Origin of the sequence: Micromonospora sp. NPDC005299 (assembly GCF_042872345.1) — a bacterium.
In the GTDB taxonomy this organism is placed as follows: Bacteria; Actinomycetota; Actinomycetes; order Mycobacteriales; family Micromonosporaceae; genus Micromonospora.
Genome location: NZ_JBIAKG010000009.1, coordinates 1 through 25,059, shown reverse-complemented (window position 1 = coordinate 25,059; position 25,059 = coordinate 1). Strand labels below are relative to the sequence as shown.

Below are 25,059 nucleotides of genomic sequence, written 5' to 3'. Positions count from 1 at the left end.
GCTACCCGGCCAGGTCGTGCCGGGCCGCCCAGACCCGCGCGGAGACGTGCGCGATCAGCCGGCAGGCGTCGTCCTCGACCTCCTCGCCGCTCGGGCCGCCGTCGGCCAGGTCGGTGGTGGTGCAGACCACGACGGCGTACGGCGGGGCGTCGGAGGGGAAGACCACGCCGGCGCCGTGCCGGATGCCGCGTACCCAGCCGTTCTTGTGGGCGATCCGGGTCCCCTCGGGCAGTCCGGCGGCGAGGTCCTCGCGGTGCTCCTGGGCGAACAGCACGTCCAGCATGGCCGCGCAGCCGGCCGGCGAGGCGAGCGGGCCGGGCCGGCGCGCGCCGAGCGCCAGCTCGCCGAGCACGGCGGCCAGGTCGGCGGCGGTGACCAGGTTGTCGATGCCGGCGTCGCGGGCCGCGAAGTCCTCGATGCCGCGGCCGGTGACGCTGTGCCGGGCCCCGGCCAGCGTCCACGCCTCGGCCACGGCGGGCAGCCCGACCTGACCGATGCAGATGTTGGTGGCCAGGTTGCTGGAGCGGACGATCATCCGTTCGGCGAGCCAGCGCAGCGGCGCCTCACCGCCCACCCGCGCCCAGACCGCGTCGTCGTTGTCGTAGTGCTGGGCGTTGGTGAACCGGGGTGCGCCGGGCAGGGCGGAGTCGAAGCTGTTGCGCACCGGGATCGGCTGGTCCAGGTCGAGCCGGCCGGCCTCGGCGGCGCGGTGCAGCGCCACCAGCACGGCGACCTTCATGGTGCTGGCCGCGTAGTGGGTGGCGTCGGCCTGCCGGCTCCAGGTGGGCGGGGCGCCGAGTCGCCCCACGTACGCGGACACGGTGCCGGGCACCCGGTCCAGGTGCGCGTCGAGATCCTCCCAGGTCATGCCGGTGACCGTAGCGGATCATCGCGGGGGCTGCGGTCCGGGCCGGGCCGGGTCTAGCGTGCGGAGATGACGACCGCCGCGTACGACGCCATCGCCGACTGGTACGACGACTACGTCACGACCACCGCCACCGACTACAGCGACCGGGTCCGGTCGGTGCTGGCCGAGCTGCTCGGTCCCGGTCCGGGGCGCTGCCTCGACCTGTGTTGCGGCACCGGGGCGCACGCCGCCGAGCTGCGTCGGCTGGGTTGGCAGCCGGTCGGGGTGGACCTGTCGGGCGGGCAGCTGCGCCACGCCCGGGGGCGGCTCCCGGTGGCCCGGGCCGACGCGACCGCGCTGCCCCTGCCGGCCGGCGCTCTGCCGGCCGTGGCCTGCGTGCTCGCTCACACCGACATGCCGGACTACCCGGCGGCGATCGCCGAGGCGGCCCGGATACTGGCGCCCGGCGGGCGGCTGGTCCACATCGGCGTGCACCCCTGCTTCGTCGGCGCGTTCGCCGACCGCTCCGAGCCGGGCCGGGCGGTGATCGACGGCGGGTACGCCGAGCGGGAGCGCACCTTCCGGTCCTGGAACGACACCGGTGTCCGCGCCCGGGTCGGCGCCTGGCACCTGCCCCTGGCCGATCTGCTCAACGCGGTCACGGCCGCCGGCCTGACCCTGACCGCCGTCCGCGAGTCCGGTCCCGGCCCCGTCCCCGACGTCCTGGCCTTCCAGGCCACCAAACCCGCCTGACCCCCCACCCGCCTTCCCGCCCGCCCGCCTCGCGGGTCGATCATGAAGTTGGCGCCGGTGTGGATCTCCGAAACTGCCGCCAAACTTCATGATCGACGCAGGTGGGGCGCCGGGGTGGAACGGGCGGAGCCCGGTCCGCCGAGTGGCGGGCCGGGCTCCGGGCGGCTGTGTGGTCAGCCGGCGTGCTTGCGGCGGGCGGCCATCCGGCCGCGCTGGGTCTGGTCCAGCACCACCTTGCGGATCCGCACCGCGTTCGGGGTCACCTCGACGCACTCGTCCTCGCGGCAGAACTCGAGGGCCTGCTCCAGCGACAGCTTGCGCGGCGGGATCAGCTTCTCGGTCTCGTCGGAGGTCGAGGCCCGCATGTTGGTGAGCTTCTTCTCCTTGGTGATGTTGACGTCCATGTCGTCGGAGCGGGAGTTCTCCCCGACGATCATGCCCTCGTACACCTCGGTGGTCGGCTCGACGAAGAGCTGGCCGCGCTCCTGCAGGTTGATCATGGCGAACGAGGTCACCGCGCCGGCGCGGTCGGCGACCAGCGAACCGTTCTGCCGGGTCCGCAGCTCGCCGAACCACGGCTCGTACGACTCGAAGACGTGGTGCAGGATGCCGGTGCCCCGGGTGTCGGTGAGGAACTCGGTGCGGAAGCCGATCAGGCCGCGCGCCGGGACCAGCCACTCCATCCGGATCCAGCCGGTGCCGTGGTTGACCAGCTGCTCCATGCGGCCCTTGCGGGTCGCGAGGAGCTGGGTGATGGCGCCCAGGTACTCCTCCGGGGCGTCGATGGTCAGCCGCTCGACCGGCTCGCAGGTCTTGCCGTCGATCTCCCGGGTGACCACCTGCGGCTTGCCGACGGTCAGCTCGTAGGACTCGCGGCGCATCTGCTCGACCAGGATGGCCAGGGCCAGCTCACCGCGGCCCTGCACCTCCCAGGCGTCCGGCCGCTCGGTGGGCAGCACCCGCAGCGACACGTTGCCGACGAGCTCCTTGTCGAGCCGGTCCTTGACCATGCGGGCGGTGACCTTGGCGCCCTTGACCCGGCCGACCAGCGGCGAGGTGTTGGTGCCGATGGTCATCGAGATGGCCGGCTCGTCGACGGTGATCAGCGGCAGCGGGATCGGGTTCTCCGCGTCCGCGAGGGTCTCACCGATCATGATCTCCGGGATGCCGGCGACCGCGATGATGTCGCCCGGGCCGGCCGAGTCGGCCGGCTTGCGCTCCAGGCCCTCGGTCATCAGCAGCTCGGAGATGCGGACCCGCTGGCTGCTGCCGTCGGTGCGGCACCAGGTGACCGTCTGGCCCTTGCTGATCGTGCCCTGCCGGACCCGGCACAGCGCCAGGCGGCCGAGGAACGGCGAGGCGTCGAGGTTGGTGACGTGCGCCTGCAGGGGCGCGTCCTCGTCGTACGCGGGCGCCGGGATGGTGTCCAACAGGGTGCGGAACAGCGGCTCCAGGCTGTGGCTGTCGTCGGGCACCGAGCCGTCGGCCGGCTGGGTCAGCGAGGCGATGCCGTCGCGGGCGCAGGCGTAGACGATCGGGAAGTCGATCTGCTCCTCGTCGGCGTCCAGGTCGAGGAAGAGCTCGTACGTGTCATCCACGACCTCCTTGATCCGGGCGTCCGGCCGGTCCACCTTGTTGATCACCAAGATGATCGGCATCCGGGCCTTGAGGGCCTTGCGCAGCACGAACCGGGTCTGCGGCAGCGGGCCCTCGCTGGCGTCGACCAGCAGCACCACCCCGTCGACCATGGTCAGGCCGCGCTCGACCTCACCACCGAAGTCGGCGTGGCCGGGGGTGTCGATGATGTTGATGGTGACCGGGTCGGAGCCGTCCGCCGGCATGTACCGCACGCCGGTGTTCTTGGCCAGGATGGTGATGCCCTTTTCCCGCTCGAGGTCCATCGAGTCCATGACCCGCTCGGTGTCCTCACCACGGGCGCCGTAGGCGCCGGCCTGCCGCAACATGGCGTCGACCAGGGTCGTCTTGCCGTGGTCGACGTGGGCGATGATGGCGACGTTGCGGAGGTCGGTGCGTAGCTGCATACCCTCCATACTCCTGTCTGCGGTTGCCGGGGCACGCCTCGGGGGTCACCCCGAGATCGCCCGGATCTCTGCCGAAAGTGCTGTCCCGACCGTTCCAGCGACTGGCATGCTGACTCCCGTGCGGGGGACCGGATGCCTGACCTGCTGAACTGGCTGCAGGAGCTGCCGCCTCTGCTGATCTACCTGGTCGCCGCGACAATCGTCGCGGGCGAGACCGCGGTGATCTTCGGGCTGCTGGTGCCGGGTGAGGCGACCCTGCTGCTGGTCGGCTTCTTAGCCTACGCGGGGACGCTGCGGATTATTCCGGCGCTGCTGGCCATGACCGCTGCCGCCGTGATCGGAGACACACTCGCCTACCGGGCCGGCCGCCGGTACGGGCCGAAACTGCGTGCCTCCGGCCTCGGTGCCCGGATCGGGCCGCAGCGGTGGCGGCGCGCCGACTCGCTGCTCGACCGGCTCGGCGGCCGGGGCGTGCTGGTGGCCCGCTGGGTGGCCTTCGCCCGCACCCTGGCGCCCCGGCTGGCCGGCGCGGCAGGACTGCCGTACCGGCGGTTCGCGCCGTGGAACCTGGCCGGGGTGGTGAGCTGGGTCGCCGCCTCCGTGCTGGTCGGCTACGCCGCCGGCGAGTCCTACGAGCGGGTGTCGCGGTTCCTGGGCCGGGCCACCGGCGCGGTGCTCGTGCTGCTGGTCTGCCTGATCGGCGTGGTGCTGGCCGGCCGCTGGCTGGGCCGCAACCCGGACCCGGTGCGGGCGCTCGCCGCCCGGGCCGCCGCCCTGCCACCGCTGCGCTGGCTGCGCGCCCGCTACGGGGTGTTCTTCTTCCTGGTCGCCATGCGGTTCGGCCCGGCCGGGACGCTGCTGATCAACCTCGCCGCCGGCCTGCTGCTGCTCTTCGCCGCCGGGCTGGCCGTGGCGGCCGTGCTGGAGGCGGTGGTCCGGCACAGCGGGCTGGGGGTGCTCGACGGGCTCCTCGCGGACTGGTTCGCCGCCCGGCGTACCCCCGGGGTGGCCGACACGGCGCTGGCCGCGGTCTCGGTGCTGCGCGGCTGGGTGCTGATCGCCGCGGTGGCCCTCGTGGCGGTCGTGGTGGCCTGGCGGAGCCGGCCCTGGCGGGCCGACCTGCTCAGCGTGCTCGGCACGGTGGGGGCGTTCGTGCCGCTGGTGGTGCTGGTCGTGGTCGCCGGCCTGACCGGACCGGGCGGCCCGGACGGCGCCCCGGACGTGCTGCCCACCCAGAACGCGGTGGTCACGGCGAGTCTCGGCACGCTGGCCTGGCTGCTGTCCCGGGGCGCCCGCTGGCCGGTGGCGGTGGCGGTGTGGACGGGCGCGCTGGCCGGCGTGGTCGCCGTCACCGGCGCCCGCCTCTACCTGGGGTGGAGCACGGCCAGCGGCACGGCCACGTCGGTGCTGCTCGGGGCGGCCTGGGTCACCGTGTTCGTGGTCGCCTGGGCCACCCGGGACCACGCGGTCGGCGGGGACGACCCGTCGGCCGGCCCGGCGGGACCGGCCACAGGGGACGGACCGCCGCGGCCGCGGGCCTCCCGGCCGGCGTCGCGGGTACCCCGCCGGCCCGTCGACCCCTGCTAGGGTGCGGCGGACGACCACGGGGGAGGTCTGATGCGTCGAGGAGTGGGCCGCTGGGCCACGGCGGCAGTCGCCGCGCTGTTGGCGGCGAGCGTGGTCAGCGGGTGCGGCGGCGAGGAGCCGACCCGCGAGGTGGCGGCCGAGGTGCCCGCCGAGGTGCCCGCCGAGGCGCCGGCGGACGGCCCCGCCGACCTGCCGAGCGACGAACCGCCGGCGGTCGCGGCGATGGGCGGGAAACCCAGCGTCAAGCCCAGCCCGAGTGCGTCGTCGAAGCCGAAGCCCAAGCCGACCCGCACGTCCACCGGCCCGCTCGCCAAGCCGAAGCCGCCCACCGAGACCCAGGTGCCGCCGCCCCCGCCGAAGCCACCGGCGAGCGGGTGCGAGCCCAGCTACCGGGGCACCCAGGCGACCCGCAGCCAGGTGAAGTCGGCGCTGTCCGACGCGGCGGGGCGGACCTACTGGCCCACCTCGGCGCCGGACATCAAGATCCCGCTGACCCTGCTGAAGGCCACCGCCTGGCAGGAGAGCGGCTGGCAGTCCAACATCGTGGCCTGCGACGGCGGCATCGGGCTGATGCAGGTCATGCCCGCCACCGCGGACTGGATGAACCAGCGGTTCGGCCAGTCGTACGACATCGACGCCTACCGCGACAACGCCTACCTGGGCGGCACCTACCTGGCCTGGCTCACCAAGTACATCGGCGACATGTACTTCGAGGCGGACTACCGGCTGGACGCCTCGCTCTGCACGTCGGAGCTGAACTCCTGCCTGCTGAACGCGGTGATCGCGGCGTACAACTACGGGCACGGCGCGGTGGCCCGGGCGGGCGAGCCGCTGGCGATCCCCAACCCGCAGTACGTGCGCAACGTGCGGGCCTTGATGACCGAGTGCGTCTGCCTGGAGTACTGAACAGGGCGGGGCCCCGGCGGAGGATCGCCGGGGCCCCGCCCTGTTCAGTCCCGCGCGCCGGCCGGTGCGACGGGCGTCGAGGGCGCCTGCGCCGGGGCGTCCGGTTCGCGGGCGATCCGCCCCGGCCACCAGAACCGGTCGCCGAGTCCGAACGCCAGCGCCGGCACCAGCACCGTGCGGACCAGCAGCGTGTCCAGCAGGACGCCGACGCAGACGATGATCCCGATCTGGGTGAGGGTGATCAGCGGCAGCACGCCGAGCACGGCGAAGACGGCCGCGAGCAGCACGCCCGCGCTGGTGATGACCCCGCCGGTGACCCGCAGCGCGGAGCGCATCCCGTCCCGGGTGCCGACCCGGCGGGCGTCCTCGCGGGCCCGGGTGACCAGGAAGATGTTGTAGTCCACGCCGAGCGCCACGAGGAACACGAAGGCGAGCAGCAGCACCCCGCTGTCCAGCGCCGGGAAGCCCAGCACTCGGTCGAAGAGCAGCCAGGCCGCGCCGAGGCTGGCGAAGAACGACGCGATGACCGTCAGCACCAGCAGCACCGGGGCCAGCAGCCCGCGCAGCAGCAGCACCAGCACCGCCCCGACCAGCAGCAGGATGATCGGCAGGATGAGCCACAGGTCCTTCGTGTTCGCCCGGTCCGAGTCGTAGGTGGCGGCCACCGTACCGCCGACCAGCGCGCCCCCGGGGGTGTCGGCGCCGGCGACCGCGGGTGGCGCGGAGTGCGGCACGGCGGCGACCGCGTCGCGCAGCGCCTCGACGGCCCGGTCCGAGGCGGCGGTGCCCGGTTCGGCCCCCAGCACCACGTCGACCTGGGCGACCCGGTCGCCGGCGGCGCCGGGCCGGGCGGAGGCGACCCCGTCGACCGCGCCGGCGGCGGCCAGCACGGCCTGGGCCGCGCCCGGGTTGGTGAGCACGGCGACCGGCTGGGTGGCGCCCGCCGGGAAGGCCCGGGCCAGGGTCTCGGCGCCGGCCACCGCCTCCGGCTTCACCCGGAACTGCTCGGTCTCGGACAGTCCGGTGCGGATGCCCAGGCCGCCGAGGGCGAGGGCGGCGAGGAGCAGGGTGGACAGCGCGGCGACCGGCAGCGGCCGGCGGGCGACGGCGACGCCCAGCCGACCCCAGAGCCGGCCCTCCCGCGCGCTGCCGCCGACCCGGGGTACGAACGGCCAGAACAGCCCGCGCCCGAAGAGCACCAGGGCGGCGGGGAGCACGAAGAGCGCGGAGAGCATGGCGAAGACCACACCGGTGGCGCAGGCCACGGCGAGCGCCCGGTTGGTCTCCTGCTGCGACAGCAGCAGGGTGAGTACGCCGAGCACCACGGTGGAGCCGCTGGCCAGGATCGGCTCGGCGGTCCGGCGCAGGGCGGCGCGCATCGCGGTGAACCGGTTCTGCTCGCGGTGCAGTTCCTCCCGGTAGCGGGCGATCAGCAGCAGCGCGTAGTCGGTCGCCGCGCCGAAGACGAGCACGCTGGCGATGCCGGTGACCTGGCCCTCCTGGAGGTGGATGCCGAGCGCCGGCACGATCGTGTCGACGGCGCGCAGGGTGAGCTGTTCGGTCGCGCCGACCACCAGCAGCGGCACGATCCACAGGAACGGGCTGCGGTAGGTGATCAGCAGCAGCAGCGCCACGACGCCGGCCGTGACCGCCAGCAGGGTGATGTCGGCGCCGTCGAAGACCTTGGTGAGGTCGGCGGTGAAGGCGGGGGCGCCGGTCACCTCGACGGTCAGCGCGTCGGGCAGGTCGGCGAGCGCCGCGCGGAGCGTGGCCACTTCGTCGACCACGGCCTCCTGGCCGCCCGCGGCGGGCAGCGGCACGGCGACCAGCGCCACGGTGCCGTCGGGGGAGAACTGGGCCGGCGCGACCTTCCCGCCGGCGGTGAGCCGGTTCAGCGCGGCGGATGCGCCGTCGAGCGCGGCCCGGTCGGTCGCGGCCAGCGGGGCGCGGTCGGCGCGGCTGACCACCACGACGGCGGGCTGCACGTCGCTGTCCGGGAGCTGGTCCTGGAGGCGCTCGACCTGCGTCGACTGCCACCGCACGGAGAGGCCGGTGGCGGAGACGGGATCGGGGTTGTCGGGGCGGGGGAGTCCGAAGACGACCGCGCCGACGACGAGCGCGGCGGCCACGGTGAGCCAGGCGGCCAGCCGGCCCCGGGCGACGCGGGTGAACAGTGACATCGGGGTGCCCTCACGTGAGCGGTGCGGTGATGAATCTCGCTGACCAAGTATCTTGATGAGCGAGATTATCGGTGGAGGTTCTATGCTGCAACCGGACGGTTCGGGCAGGAGGTAGCGGCGAGACGTGGCAGCGCAGAGCATGTACCGGCGGCGGGACGACCGGCGCGGGCGGATGATCGCCGACATCACCAACGACCTGCGCCGCTACTCGGTGGACGCGCAGCACATCGGGCACGCGTTCGCCGGCCTGCACGGCCTCAACGCCACCGACCTGCACGCCCTCATCGCGGTGATGGACGCCGAGCTGCTCGGTGACCCGATCACCCCGGGGCGGCTGGGGGAGGCGCTCCACCTCTCCTCCGGCTCGGTGACCGCGCTGATCGACCGGCTGGAGCGGGGCGGGCACATCCGGCGCGACCGGGACACCGCCGACCGGCGCAAGGTCCTCCTGCACTACGCCGACCGGGGCGCCACCCTGGCCCGTAGCTTCTTCGGTCCGCTCGGCCGGCGGACCGACGAGGTGATGGCCCGGTTCAGCGACGACGAGCTGACCGTCGTGCACCGGTTCATGGCCGAGATGGTGCTCTCGATGCGCGAGCACCGCGACGCCGTGCGCGCGGCCCGGGACGAGCCTCGGCGCGGCGCGCCGGAACCCGCCGCGGACTGAGCGTGCAGGGCCTCGTCACCCGGCTCGCCGCGGCGGCGCTGCGGCTGCCCGCCGCCCGGACCCGGCGGATCACGGTCACCCGGGACCTCCCGGTCCGGGTCCGCGACGGCGTGACGCTGCGCACCGACCACTACGCCCCGGACCTGCCCGGGGCGGCCTGCGTGCTGATCCGCACGCCGTACGGGCGGGGTGGTCCCGTCCGGCTGCTCGGGCGCCTCGTCGCCGAACGCGGCTACCACGTGGTGATCCAGTCCTGCCGGGGCACGTACGGCTCCGGCGGCGAGTTCGCCCCGCTGGTGCACGAGCGCGACGACGGCCTGGACACCCTCGACTGGCTGCGCCGGCAACCCTGGTGGACCGGCGCGTTCGGCATGTTCGGCGCCAGCTACCAGGGGTTCGTGCAGTGGGCGCTCGCCGCCGAGGCGGCCGACGAGCTGCGCGCGATGGTCGCCGTGGTCACCGCCTCGGCCACCCGGGACTCGACGTACGCGGGCGAGTCGTTCGCGCTGGACACGGTGCTCACCTGGGCGGAGCTGCTCCAGGCGCAGACCGTGCCCTGGCTGGCCCGGCAGTGGGAGCTCAAGCGCGGGCAGCCCCGGCTCACCCGGGCGCTGGCCCACTTGCCGCTGGCCGAAGCGGACCGGATCGCCACCGGGGCGACCGTGCCGTTCTTCCAGGAGTGGCTGCGCCACCACACGCCGGACGCCGACTACTGGCGGACCCGGATCTTCGGCGACCGGATCGCGGAGGTCCGCGCGCCCGTGGCGATGGTCAGCGGCTGGCAGGACATCTTCCTCCCCGCCCAGCTCGACGACTACGCCCGGCTCCGGGCGGCCGGCGCCCGCCCCCGGCTGACGATCGGCCCGTGGACCCACGGCAGCCCCGGGCTTCTTCTGGCGGCCCTGTGCGAGGGGCTCGACTGGCTCGACGAACACCTGGCCGGGCGCCCGGCCCCGCGCCGCGCGCCGGTCCGGGTGCACGTCGGCGGGGCTGGCGGCGGCTGGCGTGACCTGCCCGGCTGGCCCCCGCCGGCCGAGCCGACCCGCTGGCACCTGCACACCGACCGCGCGTTGGCCCCCGCGCCGCCGGCCGGCTCCCCACCCGACCGGCTCTTCTACGACCCGGCCGACCCCACGCCGTCGCTCGGCGGCCCCTTGCTGGTCGCCCAGCGGGCCGGCGCGGTGGACAACCGGCCGGTGGAGGCCCGGCCGGACGTGCTGACGTACACCAGCGCGCCGCTGGCCGGGCCGGTCGAGGTGGTCGGCCCGGTGCACGCCGAGATCCACGTCCGCAGCGAGCTGTCCTACCTGGACGTCTTCGTCCGGCTCTGCGACGTCGACCGGCGGGGGCGGTCCTGGAACGTCTGCGACGGTCTGGTCCGGGTGGCTCCCGGACGCTTCCCGCGCGACGCGTCCGGTGTGGTCCGGGTGCCGGTCACCCTCTGGCCGGCCGCACACCGCTTCGCACCCGGCCACCGGCTCCGTGTCCAGGTCTCCGGCGGCGCCCACCCGCGCTATGCGCGGAACCCGGGCACCGGCGAGCCGCTCGGCACCGCCGTCACTCTTCGTGCCGGCTGGCGGGAGATCCTGCACGATTCCGAGCATCCTTCGGCCTTGGTCCTGCCGGTCGTGCCGGCGCCGTCCACAGTCGGCCCATAGTTCCAGATAGTGCTCTGAGCTGGGCATTCATTTCCTGTGTGGATATCCTCGGGGCAAGTGCCCGGTGCCGTGCAGCTATCCGGTGGGGTGCGTCCCCGGATCATGCGTGCTCACGCGTAGTGATTGTCGTGCCCCATCGGCCATCGATCCGGAGGGGAGATCCCATGACGTCGGCTCCGGCGAACCTGTTGGCCGTCCGCAACCTGTTGCTCACCCACCTCAACGTCGACAAGGACACCGTACGGAGTCAGGACCTGGAGCCGGCCGAGGTCGGCATCGTCGGCGATCCCCACCACAGGGGCGGATACCACTGCGGATCCGACCGCGTGGTGCCCGGGGACTACTCGGTGGTGGAGTCCACCCGGGACTCCTCCGGGCTGACCCTGCACGCGTCCGCGCTGGACGTCGGGACGTTCTCGGTCTCGTCCGGCGGCGCCACGCACAACCTGCGTACCCTCTCCGCCTGGTTCGTGTCGCAGTGCGCCGCGGACGCCGCGGACGCCAGGGACATCCGGGAGATCATCTACTCCCCGGACGGCAGGACCGTGAAGCGCTGGGACCGGCTGGGCAAGCGCACCACCGGGGACAGCAGCCACCTGTTCCACACCCACTTCAGCTTCTTCCGTGACTCGACGAAGGCGGGCCGGGACCAGACCCCGCTGTTCCGTCGCTACCTGACCGCGATCGGCCTGATCGCCCCACCGAAACCGGAGCCCGACATGGAACAGACCGACAAGCTCGTCAGGAACACCGGATCCGCGAACCGGACCGTCGGTGACGTCCTGGCCGACCTGGAGAACCTGCGCAACTGGCTCATCTCGCCGGCCAACAGCACCGGCCTGATCACCCAGCCCCAGGCGAACTCACCGCTGCAGCAGATGCTGACCATGGCGCGGGCCTGGCCGGCGCTCGTGGCGCAGGTGAACGCGCTTTCCAACCGGGACTTCACCGACGAGGAGCAGATCGTCACCGGGGTCCTCGCCGGGCTGCCACCGGAGAAGATCGCCGAGGCGATCCCGCCGCAGATCGCCCGCGACGTCGCCGACGAGCTGTCCCGGCGGCTGACCTCCTGAGCGGGCCCGACCCGCGGCGAGTGCCGCGCCGCGGTTCCCGGCTCCGCCGACCAGAAAGTTCAGCAACAGGCATTGCGCAACAGCTCTTGCTAATGTCACGCTCTCCCCATGGACAAGCCCACCGTCCGGCACGTCACCGACTCCCGCGTCCTCGCCGCGCTCGCCCACCCGCTGCGGCGCCGCCTCATGGACGTCCTCAAGGTGTACGGCCCGTGCACCGTCGGCCTGCTCGCCGAGCGCACCGGCCAGGCGCCGGCCAACGTCAGCCACCACCTCAAGGTGCTCGCCGCCGCCGACCTGCTGGTGGAGGCGCCCGAACTGGCCCGGGACCGCCGGGAACGCTGGTGGCGGCTCCGCGACCGGGGGGTGCGCTGGTCCAACGCCGACTTCGACGCCGATCCCGCGGCCCGGGCGGTGGCCGACGCCGCCAGCTCGCTGAACCTCGACCGGCACGTCGCCCTCGTCCGGGCCTGGTACGCCGCGCCCGACGAGGCCCACGCCGCCTGGGGCGACGGCCCGTTCAGCACCGACAAGTGGCTGCGGTTGACCCCGGCGGAGCTGGACCAGCTCAGCCGCGAGGTCACCGACCTCCTCGCCCGCTGGGCCGACCGCCCGGCCCCGGACGACGGGCAACGACGCGAGCCCGTCTTCCTGTTCGCGCACGGCGTGCCGGGTCAGCCGTGACCGCCCCGGTCCGCACGACCGCGCCAGACACCCGGCTGCGCGGCGGCCTGCTCCGGCACCGCGACTTCCGGCTGCTCTGGGCCGGGCAGACGGTCAGCGCCGTCGGCAGCAACGTGACCGCGGTGGCACTGCCGCTGGTCGCGGTGGCCGTGCTCGACGCGACCACGTTCCAGGTCGCGGTGCTCACGGCGGCGGCCTGGCTGCCCTGGCTGCTGGCCGGCCTGCCCGCCGGCGCCTGGGTCGACCGGATCCGCCGGCGTCCCGTGATGATCGCCGCCGACCTCGTCTCGGCGGCGCTGTTCGCCAGCGTGCCGGTGGCCGCCCTGCTCGACCTGCTCACGGTCGGGCAGCTCCTGGTCGTCGCCCTCGGCGCCGGCCTGGCCCGGGTGTTCTTCGAGACCGCCGAGCAGGTCTACCTGCCCACCCTGCTACGCCCCGAGCAGGTGCCGGAGGGCAACGCCAGGCTGCACGCCACGCAGACCGCGAGCTACCTCGTCGGCCCCGGGCTGGCCGGCCTGATCGCCCAGCTCGCCGGCGCGGTGACCGCGGTCCTGCTCGACGCGGTCAGCTTCCTGGTCTCCGCGGCATGCCTGAGCCGCATCCGGGCCGTCGAGCCCCGCCCGCGGCGCCCCGCCGGGTCGTCCTCGCTGCGCCGGGAGGTGGCCGACGGGCTGCGCTTCGTGGTCCGCGACCCCTACCTGCGGGTGCTGACGGTCTTCGGCGCGGCCAGCAACATCGGCCTCACCGGCTACCAGGCGGTGCTGGTGGTCTTCCTGGTCCGCTCCGCCGGACTGCCCGCCGGGCTGGTCGGGCTCCTGATCGGGCTGGCCAGCGTGGGCGGGCTCGTCGGCGCCGCCCTGGCCACCGGGCTCGCGCGGCGGCTCGGCTCGGCCCGCGCCCTGCTCGTCGCGGGCGCGCTCACCGGACCGCCGGCGCTGCTCATTCCGCTGGCCGGCCCCGGCGGTCGGGTGGGCTGGCTGGTGCTCGGCGGCGCCCTGGTCAGTCTGGGCGTCGCGATCGGCAACGTGGTGAAGGGCAGCTTCCGGCAGACCTACACGCCGCACGGGCTGCTCGGGCGGGTGACCGTGAGCATGCACCTGCTGAACTACGGCACCATCCCGCTCGCCGCCCTGCTGGCCGGCGCGCTGGGCGCCGCGTGGGGGCCGGCCGGGGCGATCCGGGTGATGACCGCCTGGCTCGCGCTGACCCCGCTCATCCTGCTGGCCGGGCCGCTGCGGCGGCGCCGGGACCTGCCGGCCGCGCCGGCCTGAGAATGCGCTGCGGCGGCGGCCGCACAACCGACCGCCGCCACCGGCACGAAGCTACATCGGACGGACGTTGTCCGCCTGCGGACCCTTCTGCCCCTGGGTCACCTCGAACTCGACCTTCTGGCCCTCGTTCAGCTCGCGGTAGCCGCCGGATTGGATTGCCGAGTAGTGGACGAACACGTCCGGGCCTCCGCCGTCCTGCTCGATGAAGCCGAAGCCCTTTTCCGAGTTGAACCACTTGACCGTGCCGGTTGCCATGCGTCTCTCCCTGTTCAATGCGGGAAGCACCGGTCGCGGCCGGTGATCCCCCTGTACCTTCCCGACAGTAACCGCCCGAACCGCGATCCGCTGCCGGAAGTGCCGGCGTGGCTCACGAATACGCCGTCAGCGAGAAAATCCCTCCGGCCCGGCGCGGCGGGGGGCATGCTTGCCCCGGTGAGGACACCGACGCCGCTGGCCGACCTGGAACGGGAGATCACGGCGCCCGGCGACGGCCTGGACCGGCTCCGGCTGGTCAACGCGCCGTTCGTGCCGGAGGTCCGCCTGCACCTCGCCGAGGACGCCATCCTCTGGTGGGCCCGGATGGAGGCCGCGGCCGGCCGGTCGCTGCCGCCACCGTACTGGGCCTCCGTCTGGGCCGGCGGGCAGGCGCTCGCCCGGCACGTGCTCGACCACCCCGACCTGGCCGCCGGGCGGCGGGTGCTCGACCTGGCCGCCGGCTCCGGGCTGGTCGCCATCGCCGCCGCGCTCGCCGGCGCCGACCGGGTCGTCGCCAACGACGTCGACCCCTGGGCGGTGGCGGCCGTGACCGTCAACGCCCGGGCCAACCGGGTGACCGTGGCCGCCACCGGGGACGACCTGCTCGACGGCACCGCCAGCGCCGACCTCGTGCTGGCCGGGGACGTCCTCTACGACGCCGCGCTGGCCGGGCGGATGCTGCCCTACCTGCAACGGGCCGCCGACCGGGGCGTCCAGGTGCTGGTCGGCGACCCGGACCGGGGACACCTGCCGCCGGACCGGCTGGAGCTGGTGGCGACGTACCCGGTGCCCGTCACCGAGCCCTCGGTCGACTCCCCGGTCCGCCGGGTCCAGGTGCTCCGCCCCCGCTGACCCCTCAGGGATCATCCGGAGCCGGACTCGGGGACCGGTGGGGGATCATGCCCGATGTGCCGGGTCGCCCCAGGGCCCTAGCGTACGGAGCATGACGGATCTGCTGGCCCAGGTCGGGGAGCTGCCCACCACCCTGCTGATGGGGATGCTGGGCATGGTGATGCTCGCCGACGCCGTACCCCTGCTCGGGGTGCTGGTCCCCGGCGACGCCGCGGTCCTCGCCGCGGTAGGCGCGGGCCGGCCGGCGACCGGCCTGGCGACCGTCGTGGCCGTGGTGGCCGGATGCCTCGCCGGCTGGTCGTTGAGCTTCCTGGCCGGGCGGCGCTGGGGCGAGCGGCTGCGGCGCAGCCGGCTGGGCGACTGGATCGGCGAGCCGCGCTGGGCGGCCGCGGAGGCGCTGCTGCGCCGCGGCGGCGGGCGGATGGTGCTGGTGGCGCCGTTCCTGCCGGTGTTCAACGCGCTGCTGCCCCTGGCCGCCGGCGGCCTGCGGATGTCCTACCGGAGATTCGTGGTCAGCGCGGCGCTCGGCGCGACACTCTGGGCCGGCCTCTACGTTGCCCTCGGCATCACGGCGCGGACGCTGACCGGGCTGCTGCCCGGCGCGCCGAACCCGACCGTGCTCACCATGGCGGTCGGCCTGCTGCTCGCCGGGCCGGTACTGCTCGGCACCCGGCACCGGCTCCGCGCGGTGACCGCCGCGGACGCCGCTCAGCGGGCCGGCCGGGCCGGACCGCCACGCTCACCAGCCGCGGGCCCGCCACTGCGGCAGCGCCGGGCGCTCCGCGCCGAGCGTGCTGTCCTTGCCGTGGCCCGGATAGAACCAGGTCTCGTCCGGCAGCCGGTCGAAGAGCTTCCGCTCCACGTCGTCGATGAGCTGGCCGAACCGCTCCGGGTCCTGCTCGGTGTTGCCGACCCCACCGGGGAACAGCGAGTCCCCGGTGAACAGGTGCGGCACGCCGGACGGGTCGCGGTAGAGCAGCGCGATCGAACCCGGCGTGTGCCCCTTGAGGTGGATCACCGCCAGCGCGCAGTCGCCGACCGCGACCGTGTCGCCCTCGCGTAGCGGCTCGGCGTCGATGGGCAGCCCCTCGGCGTCGTCGGCGTGCACCAGCGGGCGGGCGCCGGTCTTGGCGACCACCTCCTCCAGGGCGACCCAGTGGTCCATGTGCCGGTGGGTGGTGACCACCGCGGCCAGCCCCCCGGCACCGGCCACGTCGAGCAGGCGGGGTGCCTCGTTCGCGGCGTCGATCAGCACCTGCTCGCCGGTCTCCCGGCAGCGCAGCAGATAGGCGTTGTTGTCCATCGGGCCCACCGACACCTTCGTGATGGTGAGCCGGTCGAGCTCGCGCACGGCCGGCGGACCGCCGGGCGTGACATCTCCGCTGTAGGTCATGACGGCGTTCAGATCCATTCCGGTGGAGTCGGCAGGGGACCGTCGGGAGTGACGGTGAGCACCTCGCCCGCGCTGCGGCCGGTCAGCCAGGCGGCGAGTTCCGGCGCGGGGCCGGTGACGGTGGGCGCCCCCTCGGGGTCACCCACGACGAGTTCCTGGCGGACGCCGTCGAAGCGCAGCACCATGGCCGGCGCGTCCGGGTTGCCGGCGAGGCCGGCCACCACCTCGTGCAGCAGCCGCTGGGCGAACGCGTCCGGCCAGTCGGCCGGCCGGTAGCCGGCCCCGAGGTCGACGTGGTGCACCTCGACCTCGCGCAGCCGGCCCCAGACCAGCATCGCCGCCGGCCACGGGCCGCGCCGGGTCTGCACGGTGGCACCCCACGCCTCCACCGGCATCTCGGCGACCGCCGCGGTGAACCGCTGCGAGCTGCGGCGAAGGTCGTCCATGAGGTCGGCCGGCCCGCGACCCGCGCCGGCCTCGATGTCGGCGGACCGGGCCTCGGGGCTGGCGTACATCGGGATCGTCTCGCCGGTCCGGGCGGAGGTCAGCAGGTTGACGAAGCCGTCGGCGTTGCGGGCCAGATGGGTCAGGACGTGCCCGCGCGTCCAGCCCGGCAGCAGGGACGGCGCGGCCACGTCGTCGGCGCCCAGGGCGGCCACGGTACGCAGCAGCCGGGCGGTCGCCTCGTCCAGCTCGCCGGTCAGCAGGAGGGGGTCGCTCGTCATGCCGTCACCTCTGTTCGCGACTGCGGGGCTCGCAGGATCGGCTCACTCCTCGCGCTCACGGCGTCACCTCTGTTCGCGACTGCGGGGCTCGCAGGATCGGCTCACTCCTCGCGCTCACGCACCGACCCTAGCGGTCGGCCGCCGTCCCGTCGCCGCGGAAATCGCTTTCGGCGCGTCGGCGCGCACCCTACCGTCGGGGCCGACGACTTCAGGTCGCGGCGTCAGACGCGCCGAGCTGAAGTCGTCCTGGACGCGGCACCGGGAGTCGGAGCGGAGGTGGTGAGCATGCCGGTCGCAGCACGCGTGTTCCGCCATGAACCCCCTCGACACCGATGAGGACACCATGACCATCGACCTCACCGCCCTCGGCTGGGACGCCGACCGGGCGGCGTACCTGAATCGACGTAGTGACCGCCGACCGGGCCGGGTGGCCCGCGTCGACCGCGGGGTCTGCACCGTGCTCCTCCCGGACGGGCCCGTCCGGGCCAGCCTGGGCGGCGGCGTGCTGGCCGCCGCGGCCCGCGACCTGACCGCGCTGCCCTGCGCCGGCGACTGGGTGCTGCTGGCCACCTGGCCGGACGGGCCGGTCACCGTGGAGACCGTGCTGCCCCGCCGCACCGCGCTGGTCCGGCGCACCGCCGGCAAGGACGCCAGCGGCCAGGTGCTGGCCGCCAACCTCGACGCCGCCGCGGTGGTCGAGCCGGTGCACCCCGCGCCGGACGCCGCCCGGATCGAGCGGCTGCTCTCCCTGGCGCACGAGTCCGGCGCCGAGCCGCTCGTCGTGCTCACCAAGGCCGACCTGGCCCCCCACCCGGCGGCCGTGGCCCGGCAGCTCGCCGCCCTGGCGCCCGGGGTGCCGGTGCTGCCGGTCAGCGCCGAGCGCGGCACCGGGCTGGACCCGCTGCGCCGGTACGTCGCGCCGGGGCGCACCCTGGGCCTGCTCGGGCCCTCCGGCGCAGGCAAGTCGAGCCTGGTCAACGCCCTGGCCGGGGCTGACGTGATGCGTACGCAGGCGATCCGGCGGTCCGACGGCAAGGGCCGGCACACCACCACCTGGCGGGCGCTGGTGCCGATCCCCGGCGGGGGAGCGGTGCTGGACACCCCGGGCGTGCGGGCGGTCGGCCTGCTGGACGGCTCGGCCGGCCTGGACCGGGCGTTCGCCGACATCGCCGAGCTCGCCGCCGACTGCCGGTACGGCGACTGCGCCCACGAGGCCGAACCGGCCTGCGCGGTGCGGGAGGCCCTGGAGACCGGCGAGCTGCCCGTTCGGCGCTGGGAGAACTGGCGCAGGCTCCAGCGCGAGGTGGCGTACGAGAGCCGGCGCCGGGAGGTCCGGCTGGCCGCCGAGCGGCGGGGCAGCTGGCGCAGCGGCCGGCGGCGGACCGGGCGTCCGGCGACCCCGCCCGGACCCGGGGGACTCTAGACCGTGCCGGGGCGGTCGGGCGGGCCGCGTCGGTGTCCGCCCGACCGCGCTGAGCTGGGGGAATGTCCGCGCGACGAAGTTGTCATACCTCGGGGCTAGAGTTGCCGAGGCGTCTTCGCTGCGCCTAGAAAACCGCTCAGACCCCGCGTCGGGCGGACAGATCCGCCTCACAATCTTCTTCCGGGAGCACACGCACCGTGGCCGACCGACTGATCATCCGTGGCGCGCGCGAGCACAACCTGCGTGACGTCAGTCTCGACCTGCCCCGGGACGCCCTGATCGTCTTCACCGGGCTCTCCGGTTCGGGCAAGTCGAGCCTGGCGTTCGACACCATCTTCGCCGAGGGCCAGCGCCGCTACGTCGAGTCGCTCTCGTCGTACGCCCGGCAGTTCCTCGGCCAGATGGACAAGCCCGACGTCGACTTCATCGAGGGCCTCAGCCCCGCGGTCTCCATCGACCAGAAGTCCACCTCGCGCAACCCGCGCTCCACCGTCGGCACCATCACCGAGGTCTACGACTACCTCCGCCTGCTCTTCGCCCGCATCGGCGAGCCGCACTGCCCGATCTGCGGCGAGCGCATCTCCAAGCAGAGCCCGCAGCAGATCGTCGACCGGGTGCTGGCCATGGCCGAGGGCACCCGGTTCATGGTGCTCGCCCCGGTGGTGCGCGGCCGCAAGGGCGAATACGTCGACCTCTTCGCCGAGCTCCAGGCCAAGGGCTACGCCCGGGCCCGGGTCGACGGCGTGGTGCACCCGCTCACCGAGCCGCCGAAGCTCAAGAAGCAGGAGAAGCACACCATCGAGGTGGTCATCGACCGGCTCAGCGTCAAGCCCAGCGCCAAGCAGCGGCTGACCGACTCGGTCGAGGCGGCGCTCGGCCTCTCCGGCGGCCTGGTGCTGCTCGACTTCGTCGACCTGGCCGAGGACGACCCGGGTCGGGAGCGCCGCTACTCCGAGCACCTGGCCTGCCCCAACGACCACCCCCTGGCGATCGAGGACCTGGAGCCCCGGGTCTTCTCCTTCAACGCGCCCTACGGCGCCTGCCCGGAGTGCACCGGCCTGGGCACCAAGAAGGAGGTCGACCCGGAGCTGGTGATCCCGGACCCGGAGCGCACCCTGCGCGAGGGCGCCATCCAGCCCTGGGCGACCGGGCACAACCTCGAATATTTCCTGCGCCTGCTGGAGGCGCTCGGCGAGGCCCAGCACTTCGATGTCGACACCCCGTGGCGGGCGCTGCCGTCCCGGGCGCAGAAGACGATCCTGCACGGCTCCGACGACCAGGTGCACGTCCGCTACCGCAACAAGTACGGCCGCGAGCGCTCCTACTACACCGGCTTCGAGGGTGTGATGCAGTGGATCGAGCGCCGGCACACCGACACCGAGTCGGAGTGGTCGCGGGACAAGTACGAGGGCTACATGCGCGACGTGCCCTGCGCGGCCTGCGGCGGCACCCGGCTCAAGCCCGAGGTGCTCGCGGTCACCCTGGCCGGCAAGAGCATCGCCGAGGTCTGCAACCTCTCCGTCGGCGAGGCCGCCGACCTGCTCGCCGGCATCGAGCTGACCGACCGGCAGAAGATGATCGCCGAGCGGGTGCTCAAGGAGATCAACGCCCGGCTGAAGTTCCTGCTCGACGTCGGGCTCGACTACCTCTCGCTGGACCGCCCGGCCGGCACCCTCTCCGGCGGCGAGGCGCAGCGCATCCGGCTCGCCACCCAGATCGGCTCCGGCCTGGTCGGCGTGCTCTACGTGCTGGACGAGCCCTCCATCGGCCTGCACCAGCGAGACAACCACCGGCTGATCGAGACCCTGCTGCGGCTGCGCGGGCTGGGCAACACGCTGATCGTGGTCGAGCACGACGAGGACACCATCCGGGTCGCCGACTGGATCGTCGACATCGGCCCGGGCGCCGGCGAGCACGGCGGCAAGATCGTGCACAGCGGGTCGGTGCCGGCCCTGCTGGAGAACGAGGAGTCGGTCACCGGGGCGTACCTGTCGGGGCGCCGGTCGATCCCGACGCCGGTCATCCGCCGGCCGCAGACCCCGGGGCGCGAGCTGGTGGTGCACGGGGCGCGCGAGCACAACCTGCGCAACCTCACCGTGGGCTTCCCGCTCGGCCAGCTCATCGCGGTCACCGGGGTCAGCGGCTCCGGCAAGTCGACGCTGGTCAACGACATCCTGCACGCGGTGCTGGCCAACCAGATCAACGGCGCCCGGCTGGTCCCCGGCCGGCACACCCGGATCACCGGGCTGGAGCACGTCGACAAGGTCGTCGGCGTCGACCAGTCACCGATCGGCCGCACCCCGCGCTCCAACCCGGCCACCTACACCGGGGTCTGGGACCACATCCGCAAGCTCTTCGCCGAGACCACCGAGGCCAAGGTCCGGGGCTACGGCCCGGGCCGGTTCTCGTTCAACGTCAAGGGCGGGCGCTGCGAGGCGTGCTCCGGTGACGGCACCATCAAGATCGAGATGAACTTCCTCCCGGACGTCTACGTCCCCTGCGAGGTCTGCAAGGGCGCCCGCTACAACCGGGAGACCCTGGAGGTGCACTACAAGGGCCGGACGGTCGCCGAGGTCCTGGACATGCCGATCGAGGAGGCGGCCGAGTTCTTCTCCGCCATCCCGGCCATCCACCGGCACCTCAAGACCCTGGTCGACGTCGGCCTCGGCTACGTGCGTCTCGGCCAGCCCGCGCCGACCCTCTCCGGCGGCGAGGCGCAGCGCGTCAAGCTCGCCTCCGAGTTGCAGAAGCGCTCCACCGGCCGCACGGTCTACGTGCTCGACGAGCCCACCACCGGCCTGCACTTCGAGGACATCCGCAAGCTGCTCATGGTGCTGGAGGGCCTGGTCGAGAAGGGCAACACCGTGATCACCATCGAGCACAACCTCGATGTGATCAAGTCCGCCGACTGGATCATCGACATGGGCCCGGAGGGCGGGCACCGCGGCGGCACCGTTCTGGCCACCGGCACGCCGGAGGAGGTCGCCGAGGTGCCGGAGAGCCACACCGGCCAGTTCCTGCGGCCGATCCTCAAGCTCGACGGCACGGCCAAGGGCGCCAAGGCGGCCACCACCCGGGCGGCCAAGGCCAACGGCGGCGCCGCGAAGCCACGCACCCGCAAGGTGCCGGCCGGGGCGCGCTGAAACGAGGCGTACGACGGGCGGGCCGGGGGCTACCGGTCCGCCCGATGTCTGCTCAGATATCCGTTTGGTGACGCGTGAGTATGAACCGTGCGGCACCCTGGTCCGTGTTCCGAAGTGCGGCCACGGATCATGACGGGTGGCGACAGCAGAGAGGAAGGCCGGACATGAGTGATGATCAGGTGCTGACCGGGTCGGGTACGCAGACGCGCCGAGCCCTGCTCGCGGGCGCCGGCGCGGTCGGCGCGGCTGTGGTGCTGGCCGGCTGCGGCGGCGACGACGAATCGGGCGCGGGCGCCCCCGCCCCGACCAGCGGCGGCCCGGGCGCCACCGGCGCCGGCGGCGCCGAGGGCGGCGACCGGGACAGCACCGGTCCGCTCGCCCGCACCACCGACATCCCCGTCGGTGGCGGGGCGGTCTTCGCCAGCAAGGGCGTCGTGATCACCCAGCCCGAGGCCGGCCAGTTCAAGGCCTTCGACCCGATCTGCACCCACCAGGGCTGCCCGGTGTCGAACGTCGACGGCGGCACCATCAACTGCACCTGCCACAACAGCCGGTTCTCGATCACCGACGGCTCGGTGAAGCAGGGCCCGGCGACCAAGCCGCTCGCGCCGAAGACCATCAAGGTCACCGGCGAGCAGATCAGCCTGGCCTGAATCGTCCCGGCGCGTCCCCCGCCCGCCGCCCGCCGGCCGGGGGACGCGCGGTGACGGCCGGTTGTCGGGGGTGCGGACTAGGCTTGGCGCGTGGCTGACCCCTCGACCTACCGTCCCGCACCCGGCACCATCCCGGAGTCGCCAGGGGTCTACCGCTTCCGCGACGGCACCGGCCGGGTGATCTATGTCGGCAAGGCGCGCAGCCTGCGCAGTCGGCTCAACTCCTACTTCGCCGACCCGGTCAACCTGCACCAGCGCACCCGGCAGATGGTCTTCACCGCCGAGTCGGTGGACTGGATCACGGTCGCCACCGAGGTCGAGGCGCTCCAGCAGGAATACACCTGGATCAAGCAGTACGACCCGAGGTTCAACGTCCGCTACCGCGACGACAAGTCCTATCCCTACCTGGCGGTGACCCTCGACGAGGAATATCCGCGCCTGCAGGTGATGCGCGGCGCCAAGCGCAAGGGGGTGCGCTACTTCGGGCCGTACTCGCACGCCTGGGCCATCCGCGAGACGCTGGACCTGCTGCTCCGGGTCTTCCCGGCGCGGACCTGCTCCTCCGGCGTGTTCAAGCGGGCCGGCCAGGTCGGCCGGCCCTGCCTGCTCGGCTACATCGGCAAGTGCTCCGCGCCCTGCGTCGGCAGCGTCACCGCCGAGGGGCACCGGGACATCGTCAACGGCTTCTGCGACTTCATGGCGGGCCGCACCGACACCATGGTCCGCCGGCTCGAGAAGGAGATGCTGGAGGCCAGCGAGCAGCTCGAGTTCGAGCGGGCCGCCCGGCTGCGCGACGACGTGGCGGCGCTGCGCCGGGCCATGGAGAAGCAGACCGTGGTGCTCGGCGACGGCACCGACGCCGACGTGGTGGCCTTCGCCGACGACCCGCTGGAGGCCGCGGTCCAGGTCTTCCACGTCCGCGACGGCCGGGTCCGCGGCCAGCGCGGCTGGGTGGTGGAGAAGACCGAGGAGCTGACCACCGGCGACCTGGTGCACCACTTCTGCACCCAGGTCTACGGCGGCGAGCAGGGCGAGGCCGACGTTCCCCGCGAGCTGCTCGTCCCCGAGCTGCCCGGCGACGTCGACGCGCTCGCCGACTGGCTCTCCACCCGGCGGGGCAGCCGGGTGTCGCTGCGGGTGCCGCAGCGCGGCGACAAGCGGTCGCTGCTGGAGACCGTCGAGCGCAACGCCAAGGACGCGCTCGCCCGGCACAAGCTCAAGCGGGCCGGTGACCTGACCACCCGCAGCCAGGCCCTCGACGAGATCGCCGACGCGCTCGGCATGCGCACCTCCCCGCTGCGCATCGAGTGCTTCGACGTCTCGCAGATCCAGGGCACCGACGTCGTGGCCAGCATGGTCGTCTTCGAGGACGGCCTGCCCCGCAAGAGCGAGTACCGCCGGTTCATCGTGCGGGGCGCCACCGACGACCTCTCCGCCATGTCCGAGGTGCTGCGCCGGCGCTTCGCCCGCTACCTCGACGCCCGCGCCGAAACCGGGGAGATCGGCGACGAGACCGCCGGCGACCCGGACCGGCCCGGCATCGACCCGACGACCGGGCGGCCGCGCCGGTTCGCGTACCCGCCGCAGCTGGTCGTCGTCGACGGCGGCCCGCCACAGGTCGCGGCCGCCGCGCAGGCCCTCGCCGAGCTGGGCATCGACGACGTGGCGCTCTGCGGACTGGCCAAGCGCCTGGAGGAGGTCTGGCTGCCCGACGACGAGTTCCCGGTCATCCTGCCGCGCACCTCCGAGGCGCTCTACCTGCTCCAGCGGGTACGCGACGAGGCGCACCGCTTCGCCATCACCTTCCACCGCCAGCGACGCTCCAAGCGGATGACCGAGTCGGCGCTCGACAACGTCCCCGGCCTCGGCGAGGTACGTCGCAAGGCCCTGCTGCGGCACTTCGGCTCGCTGAAGCGGCTCAGCGCGGCGACGGTGGAGGAGATTACCGAGGTGCCGGGGGTGGGCAAGCGGACCGCCGAGGCGATCCTGGCCGCCCTCGACGAAGGTGCCCAGCGGACCCCGAGCGCCTGACCGGGCCGGCACCCGAGAGCTTGCCATTCGGCAGGTCGCGTCCCTACGCCGCTTGTCGCCCGAGTACCGCCGCCCAGCTCCCGCCTCCGACTGGGGCTTCCGTGGAACGGTATGGGTGTCTTGCGGCTGCCGAAACACCCAGGGCGTTCCACGCACCGACGCCCCGTCCGAGCGCCCGTGACGCGGTCCGGCGAGATGTCCGTTATGCCCCCGACGACCGTTCATCACTGCCCGAAGCCTCGGCCCGCTGGTGTTGATCAAGAAGTTTGCGTCGGGATTCGGTTGGATCGCGACGCAAACCTCTTGATCAACGTACGGGAACGTCGGCCGCCGACCTCGCCGGGTTCACGCCGCCGTTCCGGCTGCGAATCCTGGAGCATTGCCGTTCCCTGCGCACGACAACTGTCCAAGATCCGCACCGTCGCCTTGCGTGACCTGGGGCGTTTGTCCGGTTTGTGGTGACCAGTTCCTGCCCGGTGTCCGGTTTCGGCGCGTGGTCGGTGTCACCGTCACGGCGGAATCATGCCGGGGGTGGGGTCGTTGTACATGGCAGACCGCGCAGCAGCCCGCCCGAGCGAGGCAGCGCCGGCCGGAATGACCCGGCCCCGCCGGTCGTTACACCCTCGGACCACGCACCACCGGTCCACCGCGCCCGGGTCGGCCGGAGGGAATGACCTCCCAGCCCCGGTCGTTACATCCCCCGGACCGTGCACCACCGGTCCGCACCGGGTCCAGCCAGGGAATGCCTCCCCGGCGCCGGTGGTTACATCCCCGGGACACCATCGGGTCAGGTCGAGGGAATCACCGCCCGCCGCCGATGGTTACATCCCCGGTCCGCCCGAGCAGGTCACCCCCTGATCGCCGGGCACCCCAAAAGACTTTCCCCTTTCTGCGGCACCTCCGCACCCCCTTGCCG

The 25,059-nt window shown here is 73.6% G+C and carries 19 protein-coding genes and 1 pseudogene; 14 read left to right on the top strand and 6 right to left on the bottom strand.

Translation table 11 applies throughout. From position 1 onward, the window contains the following. Position 1 precedes the first annotated feature (1 nt). A complete protein-coding gene (locus tag ACFYPD_RS23885) occupies positions 2-868 on the bottom strand; it encodes a serine hydrolase (protein WP_387117437.1) in 867 nt (288 codons plus the stop codon). Between the two features lie 66 nt (positions 869-934). Here ACFYPD_RS23885 and ACFYPD_RS23880 point away from each other — a divergent pair, with 66 nt between their 5' ends. After that, positions 935-1,600, top strand: coding sequence for a class I SAM-dependent methyltransferase (locus ACFYPD_RS23880; protein WP_387117434.1), 666 nt, complete (start codon positions 935-937; stop codon positions 1,598-1,600). A gap of 173 nt (positions 1,601-1,773) precedes the next feature. On the opposite strand, the gene typA is transcribed toward ACFYPD_RS23880, so the two are convergent. Then, positions 1,774-3,642 (bottom strand): translational GTPase TypA, encoded by a 1,869-nt coding sequence (gene typA, locus ACFYPD_RS23875; RefSeq protein WP_387117431.1) that lies wholly within the window; start codon positions 3,640-3,642, stop codon positions 1,774-1,776. 132 nt (positions 3,643-3,774) lie between these two features. Here typA and ACFYPD_RS23870 point away from each other — a divergent pair, with 132 nt between their 5' ends. Together ACFYPD_RS23870 and ACFYPD_RS23865 are read left to right on the top strand one after the other, a co-directional pair. Continuing rightward, on the top strand, positions 3,775-5,229 hold the full coding sequence (locus tag ACFYPD_RS23870) for a DedA family protein (protein ID WP_387117428.1): 1,455 nt from the start codon (positions 3,775-3,777) through the stop codon (positions 5,227-5,229). Between the two features lie 30 nt (positions 5,230-5,259). Further along, the gene (locus tag ACFYPD_RS23865) at positions 5,260-6,135 is read left to right on the top strand and encodes a transglycosylase SLT domain-containing protein (protein ID WP_387117425.1); all 876 of its coding nucleotides are present in this window, start codon (positions 5,260-5,262) and stop codon (positions 6,133-6,135) included. Positions 6,136-6,179: 44 nt separating this feature from the next. On the opposite strand, the gene ACFYPD_RS23860 is transcribed toward ACFYPD_RS23865, so the two are convergent. Next, positions 6,180-8,315: an MMPL family transporter gene (locus tag ACFYPD_RS23860; protein ID WP_387117423.1), complete on the bottom strand. Its 2,136-nt coding sequence runs from the start codon at positions 8,313-8,315 to the stop codon at positions 6,180-6,182. 139 nt (positions 8,316-8,454) lie between these two features. On the opposite strand from ACFYPD_RS23860, the gene ACFYPD_RS23855 reads away from it, so the two are divergent. The 5 genes from ACFYPD_RS23855 (at position 8,455) to ACFYPD_RS23835 (ending at position 13,668) form a co-directional block, all read left to right on the top strand. After that, positions 8,455-8,982 (top strand): MarR family winged helix-turn-helix transcriptional regulator, encoded by a 528-nt coding sequence (locus ACFYPD_RS23855; RefSeq protein ID WP_387118101.1) that lies wholly within the window; start codon positions 8,455-8,457, stop codon positions 8,980-8,982. A gap of 2 nt (positions 8,983-8,984) precedes the next feature. Further along, a complete protein-coding gene (locus tag ACFYPD_RS23850) occupies positions 8,985-10,640 on the top strand; it encodes a CocE/NonD family hydrolase (protein ID WP_387117420.1) in 1,656 nt (551 codons plus the stop codon). Positions 10,641-10,804: 164 nt separating this feature from the next. Next, on the top strand, positions 10,805-11,713 hold the full coding sequence (locus ACFYPD_RS23845; RefSeq protein WP_387117418.1) for a hypothetical protein: 909 nt from the start codon (positions 10,805-10,807) through the stop codon (positions 11,711-11,713). A 108-nt stretch (positions 11,714-11,821) separates the two neighbouring features. Continuing rightward, positions 11,822-12,397 (top strand): ArsR/SmtB family transcription factor, encoded by a 576-nt coding sequence (locus ACFYPD_RS23840; protein ID WP_387117415.1) that lies wholly within the window; start codon positions 11,822-11,824, stop codon positions 12,395-12,397. Further along, positions 12,394-13,668 carry an MFS transporter gene (locus tag ACFYPD_RS23835; protein WP_387117412.1) on the top strand — a complete coding sequence of 425 codons (1,275 nt, stop codon included), beginning with the start codon at positions 12,394-12,396 and terminating at the stop codon, positions 13,666-13,668. Before ACFYPD_RS23840 ends, ACFYPD_RS23835 begins: the two co-directional genes overlap by 4 nt. Before the next feature lie 51 nt (positions 13,669-13,719). Here ACFYPD_RS23835 and ACFYPD_RS23830 read toward each other — a convergent pair whose 3' ends face one another. Continuing rightward, positions 13,720-13,923: a cold-shock protein gene (locus ACFYPD_RS23830; protein ID WP_091059998.1), complete on the bottom strand. Its 204-nt coding sequence runs from the start codon at positions 13,921-13,923 to the stop codon at positions 13,720-13,722. Between the two features lie 165 nt (positions 13,924-14,088). On the opposite strand from ACFYPD_RS23830, the gene ACFYPD_RS23825 reads away from it, so the two are divergent. Further along, positions 14,089-14,775 carry a class I SAM-dependent methyltransferase gene (locus tag ACFYPD_RS23825; protein WP_387117409.1) on the top strand — a complete coding sequence of 229 codons (687 nt, stop codon included), beginning with the start codon at positions 14,089-14,091 and terminating at the stop codon, positions 14,773-14,775. Positions 14,776-14,866: 91 nt separating this feature from the next. Beyond that, positions 14,867-15,532: pseudogene (locus ACFYPD_RS23820) on the top strand (DedA family protein); the annotation flags it as partial. Here ACFYPD_RS23820 and ACFYPD_RS23815 read toward each other — a convergent pair. Together ACFYPD_RS23815 and ACFYPD_RS23810 are read right to left on the bottom strand one after the other, a co-directional pair. Beyond that, positions 15,515-16,168: an MBL fold metallo-hydrolase gene (locus tag ACFYPD_RS23815; RefSeq protein WP_387118098.1), complete on the bottom strand. Its 654-nt coding sequence runs from the start codon at positions 16,166-16,168 to the stop codon at positions 15,515-15,517. The pseudogene ACFYPD_RS23820 and the gene ACFYPD_RS23815 overlap by 18 nt on opposite strands. An 8-nt stretch (positions 16,169-16,176) precedes the next feature. Beyond that, on the bottom strand, positions 16,177-16,893 hold the full coding sequence (locus ACFYPD_RS23810) for a maleylpyruvate isomerase family mycothiol-dependent enzyme (RefSeq protein ID WP_387117406.1): 717 nt from the start codon (positions 16,891-16,893) through the stop codon (positions 16,177-16,179). 343 nt (positions 16,894-17,236) lie between these two features. On the opposite strand from ACFYPD_RS23810, the gene rsgA reads away from it, so the two are divergent. From rsgA to uvrC, 4 genes are all read left to right on the top strand, one after another. Next, a complete protein-coding gene (rsgA, locus tag ACFYPD_RS23805) occupies positions 17,237-18,316 on the top strand; it encodes a ribosome small subunit-dependent GTPase A (protein ID WP_387117403.1) in 1,080 nt (359 codons plus the stop codon). Positions 18,317-18,513: 197 nt separating this feature from the next. Then, positions 18,514-21,459 carry an excinuclease ABC subunit UvrA gene (gene uvrA / locus ACFYPD_RS23800; protein WP_387117401.1) on the top strand — a complete coding sequence of 982 codons (2,946 nt, stop codon included), beginning with the start codon at positions 18,514-18,516 and terminating at the stop codon, positions 21,457-21,459. 164 nt (positions 21,460-21,623) lie between these two features. Continuing rightward, positions 21,624-22,112 (top strand): Rieske (2Fe-2S) protein, encoded by a 489-nt coding sequence (locus ACFYPD_RS23795; RefSeq protein WP_387117397.1) that lies wholly within the window; start codon positions 21,624-21,626, stop codon positions 22,110-22,112. Positions 22,113-22,202: 90 nt separating this feature from the next. Continuing rightward, positions 22,203-24,143 (top strand): excinuclease ABC subunit UvrC, encoded by a 1,941-nt coding sequence (gene uvrC, locus ACFYPD_RS23790; RefSeq protein WP_387117394.1) that lies wholly within the window; start codon positions 22,203-22,205, stop codon positions 24,141-24,143. Positions 24,144-25,059 lie beyond the last annotated feature (916 nt).

Coding starts and splice junctions, on each gene's coding strand:
- ACFYPD_RS23885 (WP_387117437.1), bottom strand. CDS start 868: ATGACCTGGGAGGATCTCGACGCGCACCTGGACCGGGTGCCCGGCACC.
- ACFYPD_RS23880 (WP_387117434.1), top strand. CDS start 935: ATGACGACCGCCGCGTACGACGCCATCGCCGACTGGTACGACGACTAC.
- typA (WP_387117431.1), bottom strand. CDS start 3,642: ATGCAGCTACGCACCGACCTCCGCAACGTCGCCATCATCGCCCACGTC.
- ACFYPD_RS23870 (WP_387117428.1), top strand. CDS start 3,775: ATGCCTGACCTGCTGAACTGGCTGCAGGAGCTGCCGCCTCTGCTGATC.
- ACFYPD_RS23865 (WP_387117425.1), top strand. CDS start 5,260: ATGCGTCGAGGAGTGGGCCGCTGGGCCACGGCGGCAGTCGCCGCGCTG.
- ACFYPD_RS23860 (WP_387117423.1), bottom strand. CDS start 8,315: ATGTCACTGTTCACCCGCGTCGCCCGGGGCCGGCTGGCCGCCTGGCTC.
- ACFYPD_RS23855 (WP_387118101.1), top strand. CDS start 8,455: ATGTACCGGCGGCGGGACGACCGGCGCGGGCGGATGATCGCCGACATC.
- ACFYPD_RS23845 (WP_387117418.1), top strand. CDS start 10,805: ATGACGTCGGCTCCGGCGAACCTGTTGGCCGTCCGCAACCTGTTGCTC.
- ACFYPD_RS23840 (WP_387117415.1), top strand. CDS start 11,822: ATGGACAAGCCCACCGTCCGGCACGTCACCGACTCCCGCGTCCTCGCC.
- ACFYPD_RS23830 (WP_091059998.1), bottom strand. CDS start 13,923: ATGGCAACCGGCACGGTCAAGTGGTTCAACTCGGAAAAGGGCTTCGGC.
- ACFYPD_RS23825 (WP_387117409.1), top strand. CDS start 14,089: ATGCTTGCCCCGGTGAGGACACCGACGCCGCTGGCCGACCTGGAACGG.
- ACFYPD_RS23815 (WP_387118098.1), bottom strand. CDS start 16,168: ATGACCTACAGCGGAGATGTCACGCCCGGCGGTCCGCCGGCCGTGCGC.
- ACFYPD_RS23810 (WP_387117406.1), bottom strand. CDS start 16,893: ATGACGAGCGACCCCCTCCTGCTGACCGGCGAGCTGGACGAGGCGACC.
- rsgA (WP_387117403.1), top strand. CDS start 17,237: ATGACCATCGACCTCACCGCCCTCGGCTGGGACGCCGACCGGGCGGCG.
- ACFYPD_RS23795 (WP_387117397.1), top strand. CDS start 21,624: ATGAGTGATGATCAGGTGCTGACCGGGTCGGGTACGCAGACGCGCCGA.